The 13910-nt window shown below is 56.3% G+C and carries 13 protein-coding genes; 9 read left to right on the top strand and 4 right to left on the bottom strand.

Features of this window, described 5'->3' with window-relative positions; translation table 11 throughout:
• A partial coding sequence (locus tag SO156_RS44470) for a hypothetical protein (protein ID WP_498539262.1) occupies window positions 1-348 on the top strand: 348 nt, incomplete at its 5' end.
• Window positions 349-490: 142 nt separating this feature from the next.
• Here the strand turns inward: SO156_RS44470 and SO156_RS44465 are convergent.
• Together SO156_RS44465 and SO156_RS44460 are read right to left on the bottom strand one after the other, a co-directional pair.
• A complete protein-coding gene (locus SO156_RS44465; RefSeq protein WP_498539261.1) occupies window positions 491-880 on the bottom strand; it encodes a hypothetical protein in 390 nt (129 codons plus the stop codon).
• 172 nt (window positions 881-1052) lie between these two features.
• A complete protein-coding gene (locus SO156_RS44460) occupies window positions 1053-1499 on the bottom strand; it encodes an NUDIX domain-containing protein (RefSeq protein ID WP_498539260.1) in 447 nt (148 codons plus the stop codon).
• Window positions 1500-1614: 115 nt separating this feature from the next.
• Here SO156_RS44460 and SO156_RS44455 point away from each other — a divergent pair, with 115 nt between their 5' ends.
• Both SO156_RS44455 and SO156_RS44450 read left to right on the top strand, forming a co-directional pair.
• Window positions 1615-1899, top strand: coding sequence for a hypothetical protein (locus SO156_RS44455; RefSeq protein ID WP_498539259.1), 285 nt, complete (start codon window positions 1615-1617; stop codon window positions 1897-1899).
• 8 nt (window positions 1900-1907) lie between these two features.
• Window positions 1908-3335, top strand: coding sequence for a GumC family protein (locus SO156_RS44450; RefSeq protein WP_498539258.1), 1428 nt, complete (start codon window positions 1908-1910; stop codon window positions 3333-3335).
• A 61-nt stretch (window positions 3336-3396) separates the two neighbouring features.
• Here SO156_RS44450 and SO156_RS44445 read toward each other — a convergent pair whose 3' ends face one another.
• Window positions 3397-4734, bottom strand: coding sequence for a lipopolysaccharide biosynthesis protein (locus SO156_RS44445; protein WP_498539257.1), 1338 nt, complete (start codon window positions 4732-4734; stop codon window positions 3397-3399).
• A gap of 100 nt (window positions 4735-4834) precedes the next feature.
• Between SO156_RS44445 and SO156_RS44440 the strand changes: the two genes are divergently transcribed.
• The 4 genes from SO156_RS44440 to SO156_RS44425 all read left to right on the top strand — a co-directional run bounded on the left by SO156_RS44440 (window position 4835) and on the right by SO156_RS44425 (window position 9758).
• Entirely contained in the window at window positions 4835-6076 is a 1242-nt protein-coding gene (locus tag SO156_RS44440) for a glycosyltransferase family 4 protein (RefSeq protein ID WP_498539256.1), read from the top strand.
• Window positions 6069-7373 carry an O-antigen ligase family protein gene (locus SO156_RS44435; protein ID WP_498539255.1) on the top strand — a complete coding sequence of 435 codons (1305 nt, stop codon included), beginning with the start codon at window positions 6069-6071 and terminating at the stop codon, window positions 7371-7373. The genes SO156_RS44440 and SO156_RS44435 overlap by 8 nt, the downstream gene beginning before the upstream one ends.
• 310 nt (window positions 7374-7683) lie before the next feature.
• The gene (locus tag SO156_RS44430) at window positions 7684-8799 is read left to right on the top strand and encodes a glycosyltransferase family 4 protein (protein ID WP_498539254.1); all 1116 of its coding nucleotides are present in this window, start codon (window positions 7684-7686) and stop codon (window positions 8797-8799) included.
• The gene (locus SO156_RS44425) at window positions 8796-9758 is read left to right on the top strand and encodes an NAD-dependent epimerase/dehydratase family protein (protein ID WP_498539253.1); all 963 of its coding nucleotides are present in this window, start codon (window positions 8796-8798) and stop codon (window positions 9756-9758) included. The genes SO156_RS44430 and SO156_RS44425 overlap by 4 nt, the downstream gene beginning before the upstream one ends.
• Before the next feature lie 21 nt (window positions 9759-9779).
• Here the strand turns inward: SO156_RS44425 and SO156_RS44420 are convergent, their stop codons facing one another.
• On the bottom strand, window positions 9780-10877 hold the full coding sequence (locus SO156_RS44420; RefSeq protein WP_498539252.1) for a glycosyltransferase family 4 protein: 1098 nt from the start codon (window positions 10875-10877) through the stop codon (window positions 9780-9782).
• 92 nt (window positions 10878-10969) lie between these two features.
• Between SO156_RS44420 and SO156_RS44415 the strand changes: the two genes are divergently transcribed.
• Window positions 10970-12043, top strand: coding sequence for a cellulase family glycosylhydrolase (locus SO156_RS44415; protein ID WP_498539251.1), 1074 nt, complete (start codon window positions 10970-10972; stop codon window positions 12041-12043).
• A 357-nt stretch (window positions 12044-12400) separates the two neighbouring features.
• Window positions 12401-13910: Ig-like domain-containing protein (locus SO156_RS44410; protein ID WP_498539250.1), on the top strand; the 1510-nt coding region annotated here is incomplete at its 3' end.

The raw sequence follows: 13910 nt of genomic DNA, 5'->3' as shown, positions 1-13910 counted from the left end.
ACCCATTCAACCTTCAATCTGTCGACCGACGGAAACGCCGGCACTCTCGTCATCGATCCGCCTGCCGACGCGTTCAGGTTTGCGCAGCTCTCGATGTCGCAAACGACTACCCCTCGCGCGCTTGCTCAGATTGGGAGCACTGGCGACGGGTTTTTATTTGGCCAGTCTGGGACGCTCGCCGGCCACCCGGAAATCGGACTCAATAATTTGTACGGATATCTCGCTTCCGCTGACGCGCTACATCAGTTCGGACTCGATCTCGGTGCCAATGCACATCCTGGCGCCGAGAATGAGCATCTGATTGTACTTCATGCCCTCTCGACGGACGCATATCTATTGCACGCTTAGGGAGCCAAGCAGGCGGTCGGTCTCCACGCCCCGCCGTCAAAGGGTTTCTCCGGCGCTTTGAAGATCGCGTCTCGTCCTTGCGCTTCGGTCGAGAGGGAAAGCGAAACCCGTTCGACTTGACGGTGCAAACGCCGCGGTGGCGCTAGCGATCACCGATGGATGCGGTTGTGTCGACCGGACTTTCAGAATGAATGCATCCGGTGCAAATAACCAGTTTTTTGGCGATCGTTGCTTCCCGATCAGCCTCGATTTCGTCGTGGACCACCCACCACGCGGCTGAGTAGGGGCGCAACTTGGCCAGCACTGCTTCTCGTTCGAGGTTGGAATCCGGCTCTGGTGTGCCCGACTTTCTCGAAACTCGATGCATTTGGGGTCGGTTAGGATCTTGCCCCAGGCCGTCCCACGCGTATTGGCGCGACGATGCGCTGGCGGTCAGCTTGGCCGAACCTTGAGCCGACCCCCAAGTTTGCTGTAATGCGCAGCCCCCAAGGGCGACAGACAAGAGCAGGAGAAGCAACGTGCGAATGGCCATGATCGCGTACCGAAAGCCTGTGCGGCGCGCACCGCGAAATCCGCGTCGATAGTTCTTACGATGTGGTTAACAATTGATTAAAGTTGCCTCGCTTGCAAGCGAGGTTGATGAACAGAAGCAGTCTTATGCGTTGAGGATTTAACCACGAGCCTGGCAAGGGGCTCGCGTGGCCTCAATCTACTTTCGCCTTCGATCGTTCTAGAAACGCACCGAGTCCGAACCTGGATGCGGGCGTCAGGTCCTTGTCGAGATGGGGAAGCGAACGCATCAGCTCATCGGGATCGAGGATAGCGAGCGACCCTTCCGTCACGACGATCTCATCGGAGGGAATTCTCTTCACCAAAAATACGTGTCCCCGGACGACGTCGCCTCCAACAACCTCGCCGCATTGGTCGAGAGTTGTCAGAAACTCGAACCTATCAAGTGCAATCGGGTAGCTGATCTCTTCCTGCAGTTCGCGAGCGATACATTCCAGATATGTCTCACCCGACTCCCGATGCCCCCCGAATAAGGAAAGCCTTCCAGGATAAGCTATGCCCGGGATGTCATCGCGACGCTGGAACAGGTGGCGGCCTGCGGTGTCAAGGACAACTGCAAGCGCGATATGACGATCTGGCATTACGTACCTTTAGGGATTCAACAGCTTCAGCATAACCGTCTATCTCGAGACCAGCCAGATAGTTATGCTTGACGAAGATGTGTGATGCCTCTTGCGTGGATCGCAGGTATCGCGCTTGGCTACGATTCCAGCAAGGGCAAGGCTGTCAGAAAGTATCTTAGAACTAACAGTCATCACAGCCCGGGAAGTAGGCATTGAAGCGCCAACTCGCCTAGAATTGGTTCGTTTCGCAATTTTGAGGTTGTGCAAGGATTTTTTTCGCTTTGAATTAGTAAACAAAATCAGTAAATTATCGAATGAAATGGCGCTGGCGATGGGCGGGTTCACCACGCTGCAAGTTGAGCACCAATCGACATTGTTCTGGCCGGTCGAGGGCCCTATTCTTGGGACTGGCGGATAGGGGGTGCAATGACCAGTCTCGAACGACAAGACTACCGGGTGATTCTTCGACCGCAAGTTGAGGACCACCGGGGAGCCGAAAAGGAGATTGAGCAGCAACCCGATAGCTTGGAGCTGTTCGTCCTTCGTGCGCTTCGTCGATATTGGTTGATTTCGGCGGCTGTTGTCGTTTTTGGCATATTTTCCGCGTTGGTGCTGCATGCCTTGCTCGATACCAAGTACGAGGCGACAGCGTCTCTTCTCATAGACAACGGCAAGCAAAGCGAAGCCAATCAGGGCTCTGATTCGGTCTTCGTGAATTCACAGATCGAGTTGCTGAACAGCGAGCTCGTCCTGAGGTCGGCGATCCAGAACATCGGCGACGGCAGCTTGTATCCGAAGGCCCCGGAGAGCGAGCTCTCGAAGCTGCTAACCTATCTGGGTGTAGCTGGGAGACAAATGAACAATGAGGACCGCGCATACAAGCTGGCCGCTCACGCATTGAAGGTGCAACTAGAACCGCGGACGAGCATGATCCGGGTTTCGTTTCGGCATGGGGATCCTCGCCTCGCCGCATCTTTTGTGAATGCACTTACAGAAAGCTATCTGAGCAAATACAGGGCTCTCTATACCCAGGCTGGGGCGGCTGATTTCCTCCGTGGCGAGGTGGACCAGCTTCAGCGCAAGGTCGCGACAGCGGCCGGGGTCCTTGGTGCCTTTATGACCGCCAACCGCACTTACGCGATCGATGAGCAGAAAAAGCTCCTGCTCACCCGCCAGAGTGATCTCGCCAAGTCGTTGGCGACGGTGCGAACCGAACTGGCGCAGAAGCAGGAGGAGCTGAGGGTTGTCGAGGAGCAAATAAGCCAATTGAAGCCGAACGCTGCTCGTGCTTCGCAAGCCCGCGATCCGTCTAAGCCGGCACCGGAGTCGGCAGTTCCTCTGCCATACAATAGAAACATATTTGGCGACGATCCCCCGCTGTTACTCGTGAAGCTTTATCAGGAGACCACGCAGCAGTTTCTGACGCTCAAGATGACGATCGCGGGGCTGCGAGCCGCAGAGTCGGCTCACACGGCCGAACTGGACAACGTGGCAAAGGATCTTGCAAACCTCGCCGGCCTTGAAGCCGAGACCAATCGCCTCAAGAGGCAACTCAGCTCGGCGGAGCAGGAGCTTGCGGAAATCACTTCTCGCGCCGGCGAAAAGCGGATCGCCGCGGCGATGACGGAGAACAATCTTTCGGCGATCAAGATCGCGCAGCCCGCGTCCGTTCCGTTCGAAACTGCGGGCCGCAGCGTTTGGCTGTTCTTGGCGATCGGCTCGTTCCTGTCTACCTTGATTGCCCTGGGAGTGGCGTGCGTATTGCAGCTGATCTCGACCTATCGAGATCCGCCTTCATACGTTGCTGCAAATTTCCTGCGCACGGTTCGTTTGTATATGTTCTTTCCACGCTAGGCAGGACACCTGCATCCCCGCCGACATTTGGGTTGGATGGCCGTTGTAGGCGTCGACCGACTTAGTGCGCGGCGCTTCCCCCAAGAATCGATATAGATTGCCGAATGGTTTGTGGACTGAGCCAACCCAAGGGCCTGATCTCGGGGACGTAGACCGACAATCCGCGCCAGGACAGGAGGAGAAGCACGAACTCGGCCAGGACACTCGCGTAGGCGGCACCCAATGCACCAAGAGCGGGAACGAAAATGCAGGACGCGACGATCGAGGTAAGAGCCGCGAGCCCTAGGTATATGACACGCGGTATCGTCTGCGGTCCGGTCACGAGCAGCGAACTGTAGGAACTCTGGAGGAACCTTGTCGGAATTCCAATGCTCATCACAAGAAGAAGGTCGACAGACGGAACGAATCTCGATCCGAACATCCAGGGAATCAATCGGCTGGCGGTGGCTACTAGGATCGCCATTACGAGCAAGCCGACCGCGGCCATCAACGCCGCAGACAGGTAGAATGCAGCCGCGAATCTTGAGCGGTCATGATGGCCCCAGTGAAAGACCCTTTCTGCAATGAATTTGGTGTAGAAGACCGACGGAAACATCGTCGCCGCAGAGACGATGAGAAATGCGATATTGTATTGCGCGGTCTCGGTGCCGCCCCGGATGTACTCCAGGATTACAATCGGCCCCTGGAAGAATATGAGATAGATGGCGCCGAACAACAGAAACGGGCCGGCCGAGCGGGCCGTGTCCACTAGCGAGGGATGGGGGTGCCGATAGCTTTTCACAAGGCGATCCCAAGATCGCGCCGGAACCGCAAGCAGACTCGAGATGACGGCAATCGCGCCCATCAATCCAAATCCCACGAGGACTGTCCGCAGGCTTGAGATCGCGAATACCTTGAGGCAAAGGGCAACCACCGCGCGTCCAAGCTGGGTAACGATTTGCCAAAAGGCGACTTGACGGGTGCTGCGCTCGATTTGATAGCGGACCGACGAAAGTTCTACGGCCAGCTGTCCCAACAGGATAGGCACCGAGGCCGCTAGCAACAGCAATCGCTCTGAAGGAGGAAATTTCGCGACGGTCAGCGCATAGGCTGCGAGGCCGACGATACCAAGACCTGTGAGCAGCGCCACCAGCTGCGCGGCGGGAAAGTACCAACGAAAAGCCTCTTCCTTTTCCCTGCCAACAACCTGCAGTAAAAACCAGTTCATCCCTCCCATGCCGATTAATGCTAGAAGATTTATGATTGACGACAGGGCGGCAATCGTACCGAGAGCCTCCAGATCCATAGACCGGGCCAATGTAAGTTGCGCAATAAAGTTGAATAAGGCCGCAAGGAATGTCCCAGAATACAATAGCGTCAGCGCGCCTATCGCCCGCTTAATGAATGCGTTGCGGATCATCCGACCTGTCCTTTTCGTGCCGCGGCTCGTCGCCCGGCACGCAATCCCTTATCGAATCTGTAGGGCGAATGCCCGATGTGTTGCCATCAGAGGTTAGTTAATGACGGGGCGCTCGATACTCTTTGTAACTGACGAGCTCTTCCTCCCCCTGCCGTCCAGGAATGCGTCCGGCTGGCTGTACTACACGATAGCCGAGACCTACAAAAAGCATGGCTGGAAGATTTATTGCGTTTCGTTCTTCAGGGACCAGCAGCTGGCAGCATCGCACGAGGTGAACTCGGCCTATAAGGAGCTTTTTTCGGATTTTCTTCTGTTGCCTGGCTGGAATCGGGGAGGGCATCCGCTGGGTGCGATCGGGCAGGTCTGGAGAGAGGTGCAACGGGCGCTGACCGGCAATGTCCTGTCGTCCCACCCATTTCTGTTCACCAACAGCGTCGAAAACTCGCGAGGGATTGTGAGGAGGCTGAGCGAGTGGCAGGTCGACGTCATTTATCTCGCCAAGCCGCAATCGGTTCAACTGCTTGGTCGAGTCCTATCTCGATTGCCCAACAGCCGAAAACCGCTCGTGGTAATGAGTGCTCACGATGATTTTGTCAATCGTGCGCTCGCCTACCGAGGGACTTATCAGAGATTGTTTGATGCGCTGAACTTGCCGGAGATTCTGCGCGATCATCCAAATGCCTGGGTAAGGCATCATCTCGAGCGAATTGACGTCAGACGTTCGCGGCGGGCGGAAGCGGAGATATTCGACGCTTGCCATTTGGTTCGGGTGGAGTCCGCGGATGAATTTGCCAACTACTTAGCCATAAACCAATCGACGGCGAAGCTCTCTCACAAGCCGTTTTCCTACGTCGCCCCCGTTCAACAAGCGCGAGAGACAACGGCCCATGAGTTCGATGCCGGGTTTATCGGCTCGAATGACGTGATGAATCTCGACGCCGTATTGTACTTGCGGGATGTAATACTCCCGATCATCCGCAACGTCGCGCCGGAGTTTCGTATGCTGGTTGCCGGAGGCATCTCAAGCAAGGTAGGGCCGCTCATCACGGATGTTGCTAATATTACGGTCTGGGACCGCCTGGACGATGTATCAAGATTCTATAGCGCCATTCGCGTTGCCGCGGTGCCTCTTCGTGCCGGCACCGGCGTCAGCATCAAGGTACTGGAGGCGCTATCGTTCGGAAAAAGGATTGTCAGCACTCCTGTCGGTGTCCGCGGGCTGCCGAACAAGCTGCTTCGAGATGCGATCGTGACCAGTGACCCCAACGAGTTTGCACAAGCCTTGCTGAGGGAGCGAACCCGGCCTTGCATGCAGCACAGCGAGCTTGCCGCCGATGGTTGATTTCGAGACCGCGACTCCTCGGTCATGGGTGGCGAACGCGTGGCTGAGCGAGATGCTGTTTGCTGCAACCCTGGTTTGCTATCTCCTGATCGCTGCGGATATCGTGCCTGGCGTGACTGGTCTTCAGGCCGAGTACGAACCCGGCTATCTCGACGTCGTAAACATAGATAAGGCTGGGGACGTCATACGGCAAGCCCTTCTGGCCCCGTTCTTTCTCGGTTCGGTTTATATGCTGGCACGCGCCAGGCTCAGCGAGAATCTGCGACGGTTGGGATGGCCGGCCGCTGCTGTGATCGCAATCTGTTTCTTGTCCGCAGCCTGGTCGTCAGATCCCATGGCGACCCTCAGGAAGGCGCTCGGGTTGTTCGGGACCTTCTCGGTGGGTACCTATGTCGCCGGGCGGTTGAGTTCGTACCGTTTTTCAAGGCTGCTGCAAATCGCAGTGATCGTTGCGCTGGCGGGTTCGTTCGTATGGTTGCTCATCGCTCCGAACAAGGCTCTGGACACCAACGGTCAGCTACGCGGGCTCTTCAATCACAAGAATATTCTGGGCCAATTTTCTGGCATTGGTTATCTCGCCTTCCTTTCGTTGGCGCTGAGGGAAACGGGTCGCCGCAGGCTTGTGCAGCTTGGCGGTGCCGGAGCCTGCGTCCTATCGCTTTTGCTGGCGAGCTCTGCAACACCGCTGATCGCCATTGGATTCGTGACCGCTTGGATTTACGCGAGATCTCGATTGGGTCTACGTCCCCGCGAATTGGCCGTGCTCACCGCCGTGATCTGCATTGGTGGCATTCTATTCCTGATCGCGGCGCCCGATGCTTTTACATCTGTCGTCGGTCGGGACGTGACCCTGTCCGGACGAACCAACATTTGGGAATTCGCACTGGATATGGCAGCGGCGAAGCCATTCCTAGGATATGGATATGGCGTATTCTGGTTGGGGCCAAATTCTCCCGGATCATTATTCTGGGATACGACCCTGCAGTTTGAGCTGAGTGCTCACAACGGCTATTTGCAGTGTCTTCTCGATCTCGGGACTGTGGGGCTTTTGTCCACGCTCGTCGCGGTGCTGAAACCTCTTCGCAGAGCGTTGTCCAGCGTTAAGCGTCCCTATATCGGTCGCCCCGAGAATTTCTCGGAGTGGTTTCTGATCTTCTTCCTGATTCTCAACGTGGCAGAGATCCGCTTCTTCGACCCAACCTCCGTCGTGACGTTTGTGTTCGCCTATATTTCTGCTCACCAGAGAGGGCAGACTGGAGGGCGCCTAGTTCAGGAAAGGCCGTCGGGCGATCTCTAGCGGGCCGTGAAACTCATCAAGAACTGCGTCCCAGAAACGGGCGGGGTTCTTCCGCAAACCCACCCTCGGTTAACCGGGATGCTTTAGCGGAGGCTCTCTCAGAGATCGAATAAGGTAGTTGACTATATTTGCATCGTTCACTGAATCAACATAATATGACAAAAGATGAAACACAACTTGGGCGATTTCGTCCTATGTTTGTCTGATGTTGTCTGATGTTTGACGTTGCTTAGTTGTTCCGCGATTGTAGCGAAGTTTTTTATGGGGTATTGAAAGGTGGTGGGGCGTGCGAATTGGAATATTTGTTGAATTGTTTGCACCCAGTGTAGGCGGCCAGGAGCTTTTTTTTGAGGGGCTCGCGCGTCAATTCGTCAAGAATGGGCACACCGTCGACGTCCATTGCATCGGACACGCATCCGGATTGGCCAGCGTGGAGAGTGTGGACGGGATCACGATTTTTCGGCACCCCACGGATATCTTCTACAAGGCCCCGCGCTTCAAAATGATGAAGCGCGCCTGGCCGACGATCATCAAATACGCGCTGCACGCTCGGCGGGTTGTCAGGGAGGCGAACTACGACGTGCTCTTCCTGAATCAATGGCCGCTCTTGCATGCGATCACGATTCCGAAATCACAGCGCACCAAAGCAGTGATGCATTGGTGCGAAATTCGCACCGGTTTGTTCTACGGAGTGATTCAAGCCCTCCTGCCGCGTTTCGTGGCCATGAACGTGGCGGTGAGCGATGCCGTCGGCCATTCAATCCAGCGTCACAGCAAGGGTCCGGTGCATACGCTTCCCAGCGGGATTGACGTCGAGCTCTATCGCTCGCTTCCGCGGAGGCAGCGTTCAGGTATCTGCCACCTGGGCCGGATGGCAACCCACAAGAATATTCCGCTGCTGATCGATACCTATGAATTGCTGAGGGATCGGGGATACGTCGGCTCGCTTACCTTGGCGGGAGATGGTCCTGCCTTTGATGAGATCAGGGGACGTGCTCGAACGTCCAAGTACTCGTCCGACATCATTCTGCCGGGTTTGGTCTCAGACCACGACAAGCTCGACTTGCTATCAAGGTCCGAAGCTCTGGTCGTCTCCAGCGTGCGGGAGGGCTTTCCGAGAGTTGTTGCCGAAGCGATGGCCAGTGGTTTGCCGGTGGTCACGTGCGACTATGAGACGAATGGGACAAAGGAAGTCGTGTGCTCCTATGATTGCGGGGTCGTGACGCTCCCGACTCCGGAGCACCTGGCTCAAGGCGTGTGCGACATAATCTCACGTTGGGATTACTACTCGGAGGCGGGCAGGTCAGCGGCAAAGACACTCTCCTGGACGTTGATAGCGGAAAGCTTTGAGAGGTTGGTTGCTCCGGGCCTTGGTGATCGGCCTTCGTCCCTTCCAAGCCGTTTCAGCGAAGCCAGCGTCGCATGAAGCGAAGGATTTTGATTACGGGCGGAGCCGGCTTCGTAGGGCGGCAGCTGGTTCGAAAGTTGCGTGATCGGCACGAGATTTGTGTCGTGGATTCGCTGAAATTCGGCAACCGCTTCGGCGATAGTGACAATTCGAGCGTTGCGCTTGAGAAGATCGATATTCGGGATTGGCGATCGGTCTCGGACGTCATGGAGCGATTCCGGCCCGAAATTGTGATTCATCTCGCGGCAATACACTTTATCCCCGAGTGTGAGCGAGACCCTGCGGATGCCGAGGCGGTCAATGTTCTCGGAACGATGAACCTCCTGCGCGCATGTCCTGTCGGTGCGCGCTTTGTTCTTGCCAGCAGCGGTGCGGTCTATCGTCCGGACGACGCGCCTCACGATGAGGCAAGCTCTCCGGTAGAGCCCGCCGACGTCTACGGCCTAACGAAGCTCCATGCAGAACATTATGTGAATTATTTCGTCAAGCGGAGGAGCCTCTGTGGGATCATTGTCAGGCTTTTCAACGTGGTCGGGCCGGGGGAAACTAGCCCACATATCTTGCCCGAAATCATCTTTCAGCTGAAGTCGGGAAGCACGAAGATTAAGCTGGGAAACGTTTGGCCCCAACGTGACTACATCCATGTCGAAGACGCGGCAGAAGGATTTGGTCGGGTTGCACTCTACGGTGATGTTCCGATGGGTGTGACGAAGGTGGTCAATCTGGGCACCGGCAAGCAATATTCAGTGTCGACTATCCTGGACCAATTGCGGTCTCTTACCGGACTTCCGATCGAAATCGAGCATGATACCTCGCGCGCTCGCGCGGTAGACCGGCCCTTTCTTCAAGCGAGCATCGCGCGGATTCAAGCGGATTTCGGTTGGTCTCCGAGGCTAAACATCACCGCCGCCTTGGCGGATCTTTGGAAAAATCCAGATCTTTCGCCGAGTCTGGTTGAACAATTGCGGGGCCGCTAACCCGATCTGAGCCTGGCGCTTTCAGCGCGGACGGCCTTGCGATAGGGCGCTCTCATAGATGCGCAAATGCGCGGTGACCTGACTGTCGATCGAGAATGTCGTCGACGCAACCGATGCTGCCCTCGCGGCGAGCGATTGCGCCAGTTGAGGAGAGTCAAGCAGCGACAAGATAAATTCTGAAAACTCTGCCGGGGCCTGCGGGTCGGCGAGAAGGCCAGTTTCGCCGTGGCGAATGAGTTCTTGGTTGCCGGCAATTTTTGATGCGACGACCGGTAACCCCATCTTCATCGCCTCGACCACGGAAACTGGGACGCCTTCCCAGAGCGATGGCAGTACGAAGACGCGGGCCTTGGACATCAGCGCGAGCGCATCTGCATGAGACTTCGCGCCGACCATGGTAATCTGTGATTCAACGCCAAGTCTGCTGCAGCTCTCGCGCAACGAGGTCTCCAGCTCACCACCGCCGACAATCAGCATCCTCACCCGTGGCCGCTTCATTGCCGCCAGAATGGCCGGCAGCGCCAGGGGATTTTTCTGGGGATGCAGCCGCCCGACAAAGACGACGTCAAACTCGGGCTGCTGCGAGATTTTGCACCCCACTGGCAGCTCAACCCCATTATAGACCTGAGTCCATCGCTGCGGATCGTCGACCAGGCCTTCTCTATAAGCGAACGCCTCGTCTCCTTTGCCGACAAGGATGATCTGGTCCGCGCGGCGAATGCACAGTTTCTCCACCGCTTTGAAGAACTGCCTGCTGCCAGGGCCCTTCTGGGCGTAGTGGAAGCCGTGAATTGTATACGCAAAGGCTGGACGCTTGCCTCGAGATAGGAGCGACACGGGCAGCGCCGACCTTGCACCATGGGCGTGAACGAGGTCAGGCGCTTCGCGCTCGAGCAATCCCGAAATCTCCCGCGATATCCTGAGCACATCTTTCCGTTGGCTGAAATCAACGCCGTAAGTCCTCCAGCCCTTTGCGTTCGCGAGTTTGAAAAAGTAGCTTCCGGTCTGGGTAACGATGGTAGCATTCACGCCGCTCGCGGCCATCCCGGCGCACAGTGTTTCAACGACGACGGGGCCGCCGCCGGGGTTTCCATCGCCCATAATGTGAACTACGCGCATTTTTTCTCAAACCGGGTGTTTGGTCGCACGATCCAGTTCAGGAAAATTCGATCGGTGCAGTGTAACCTACACATAGAATAACGAGATGTTCGATGGAAGCGGCAATGAAGGTTGGTATTGGTGGGCAACTCCTGCGTTTGGCGAAGCGGGTCATGAGGTCTTTCGTTTTGCTGATACTACTCGGCATCCCTTCGATCTGCCAGTGTGGTCCTCTGCAGAAGGGCATGAACGCTGGGGATCTTCTCTTCATGCCGCCATGGCAGCTCCGATCCCGGTTCGCGGAGTTCAGGGAAATCGGCGTTAAATGGCTGAGAGTGGAGTTCGACTGGAGTCGGATCCAGCCGGATAATCAGGACACCTATGCTCTCGAGCAGCATGATAGGATTGTCGCCCTAGCTCGCGAGTTCAACATTTCCGTCCTGGGCCTGATATATTTCTGTCCAGCATGGGCGAACGGTGGACACGAGCCGCCGGCCTATCCGCCGGCCGACCCAAGTGCCTTCGCCCGGTTCGCAGCGCATCTCTCGACGAGATACGCATCATCAGGTGTTCGCCATTGGGAGATCTGGAATGAGCCAAACCTTGGCGGCAGCTGGGCGCCGGCTCCATCGCCCCTGCAGTATGTTGCGGTCTTAAAGGCGGCTTACGAGGCCATCAAGAACGTCGACAGCGGCGCGACCGTCATTTCGGGTGGGCTGGCGCAGCCGAACAACACCAGCACAACCATGCGTGCTGCAGAATTCTTGGATGCGCTATACAGGAACGGGGCGCGATCATTCTTCGATGCGGTCGGCAACCATCCCTATACGTCTCCGAGTCCCCCTGATCAGGGAAACGGAAATTCTTGGCAGCAAATGGAAAGCTCGGACGGTCTTCGAGGAATCATGGCCAGGCACAAAGATCAGGACAAGTTGATATGGGTGACCGAGTACGGCGCTCCGACTGACGGAGAAGCAAACACGGTGATTTCGGAAACCACTCAGGCCCAGCTTCTCAAATCGGCCTTCACGCTTGCGTCGCAAGCGTCAAATCTCGGGCCGATTTTCTGGTACAACTTCCGAGATTGGTGTCCCAAGGGCAAGACTGATCCCGATTGCTACTATGGACTCCTGAGATTCGACAATTCTCGAAAACCCTCATACGCAACATTCATCGACTTGCACTGACGCACCGAGATCACCCATTTTTTTCGGGCGTCGCAGAAACCTGCGTGAAATGTCGGTAAATGCCGCATTATGTATCGCGTTGCACTGTTTTGTGGCAAATCGCCTGAGTTGGTCGACTTCGCAACGCTAGATTATCCGTAATTGGACGGGATCAGCGGCCTCATCTCCTTCGTGAAGTGCAATTTCGGCATTGCAACTGCTCATTTTCGGATTTTAAGACATCATTATTGCTACTAGGTTGTCCTTGATCTTCCTTCTTCGATAAAAACGAGAAACGACAGTTTAATCGATTGCAATGGTTGTGGGGTACTCTACAAGCGAAACGACCGCCACCGGTCGTCGTTGCGGGGCTTTATAATGACGACCGCCACATCAAATGTGACAGCGATCGACGCGTCCAAGTTCGTGCAGTCTATCGGTGTGAATACCCACCTAGGCAACTGGACGGTCTACGAGAATATCGGATTGGTCGAGAGTTCACTTGCGTATCTCGGAGTGACCACCGTCCGCGACGGCAGCATGTTTTCGACGGCGCACGCTCAGGCGGCTTATTCACAACTGGCAAGTGACGGGATCAAGTTCGACTTTTTCACGCCGCAAGGTACCGACCTCTCGACGTTCATCAAGCAGCTTGATGCATTTGTTGCGGCCCACCCAAATGGTCTGTTCGCGATCGAAGGCCCGAATGAGGTGGATATCCAAGCCTTCACCTATAACGGCAGTTCGTCGCTATCGAGCGCGGCCGCATTCCAGAAAGCGCTTTTTGCAGCCGTCCAGTCTGATGCAAAACTGGCGGACGTGCCGGTTTATAATCTCACGCTGTCCCAGCCGAACAGCGCCAACTATAGTCAAGTAGGGAACCTCTCGTCGTCGGCCGATTACGCCAATATTCATGCCTACGTCTGGTCCGGGGCCACGCCGAACCAGGTCCTGCTCAATGACATGAAGATTGCGCAGTCGGACGCGACCGGATTACCCGTCATTTTCACGGAGACGGGCTACGACACAATGACGAGCGATTCCATGAGCGGGGTCGATCAGACGGTCCAGGCGAAGTACACACTCGACACCCTGATGGACGCTTTCAAGGATGGCGTCGCGCAAACGTTCCTGTATGAACTCTTCGATGAGGCGTCTGATCCGAGCTTTACGAACAAGGAAGCTCATTTCGGGCTGTTCAACAACGATGGCAGTCCGAAGCTCGTTGCGACGGCAATACACAATCTCACGACGATTTTGAGCGACCCCAACGCTTCGAAACCGTTCACGCCGGGCAGCCTGGCGTATAGTCTGGACAACATGCTCTCCAGCGGCTCCCAGTTGCTACTAGAGAAGCATAACGGCACGTTTGACTTGGTGCTGTGGGATGAGCACGTCATCTGGGATCCAACCCAACAGAAAGAGATCGCCTCACCGACCAGCGATGTGACGGTCAATCTCGGGAAGTCCTATGCGGTGGTTTATGTCTACGACCCTCTTGTCGGGACCAACCCGATCGCGACCTATACCAACGTCTCGCAGATTCATGTTTCGTTGACCGACCATCCGCTTGTCATTCAGGTCGGCAGTGGGAGTCTGACGTCGGGTACCTCGTCTGGTACGGTCGCTGATACGACGCCGCCGACAGCGCCGAAAATCGAGAGTTTCTCGCCGGACAGCAACATCCTGGGCGACGGCATCACGAAAGCCAATCAACTGACGCTGAGTGGCACAGCGGAGGCAGGCAGCAAGGTTCTGGTGTCCGACGGCGCAACGCAGATCGGCACCGCCACGGTTGATGCCAACGGCAACTGGTCGTTTGCGACCGGCACATTAGCCGACGGGACCCATGCCTTTACGGGCAAGGCGGTGGACGCGGCCGGCAATG

The organism is Bradyrhizobium sp. UFLA05-125 (genome assembly GCF_059803515.1).
The sequence above is the reverse complement of the archived record's forward strand: the minus strand, read 5'-3'. Positions and strand labels throughout refer to the sequence as shown.

Coding starts and splice junctions, on each gene's coding strand:
- SO156_RS44465 (WP_498539261.1), bottom strand. CDS start 880: ATGGCCATTCGCACGTTGCTTCTCCTGCTCTTGTCTGTCGCCCTTGGG.
- SO156_RS44460 (WP_498539260.1), bottom strand. CDS start 1,499: ATGCCAGATCGTCATATCGCGCTTGCAGTTGTCCTTGACACCGCAGGC.
- SO156_RS44450 (WP_498539258.1), top strand. CDS start 1,908: ATGACCAGTCTCGAACGACAAGACTACCGGGTGATTCTTCGACCGCAA.
- SO156_RS44445 (WP_498539257.1), bottom strand. CDS start 4,734: ATGATCCGCAACGCATTCATTAAGCGGGCGATAGGCGCGCTGACGCTA.
- SO156_RS44440 (WP_498539256.1), top strand. CDS start 4,835: ATGACGGGGCGCTCGATACTCTTTGTAACTGACGAGCTCTTCCTCCCC.
- SO156_RS44435 (WP_498539255.1), top strand. CDS start 6,069: ATGGTTGATTTCGAGACCGCGACTCCTCGGTCATGGGTGGCGAACGCG.
- SO156_RS44425 (WP_498539253.1), top strand. CDS start 8,796: ATGAAGCGAAGGATTTTGATTACGGGCGGAGCCGGCTTCGTAGGGCGG.
- SO156_RS44420 (WP_498539252.1), bottom strand. CDS start 10,877: ATGCGCGTAGTTCACATTATGGGCGATGGAAACCCCGGCGGCGGCCCC.
- SO156_RS44415 (WP_498539251.1), top strand. CDS start 10,970: ATGGAAGCGGCAATGAAGGTTGGTATTGGTGGGCAACTCCTGCGTTTG.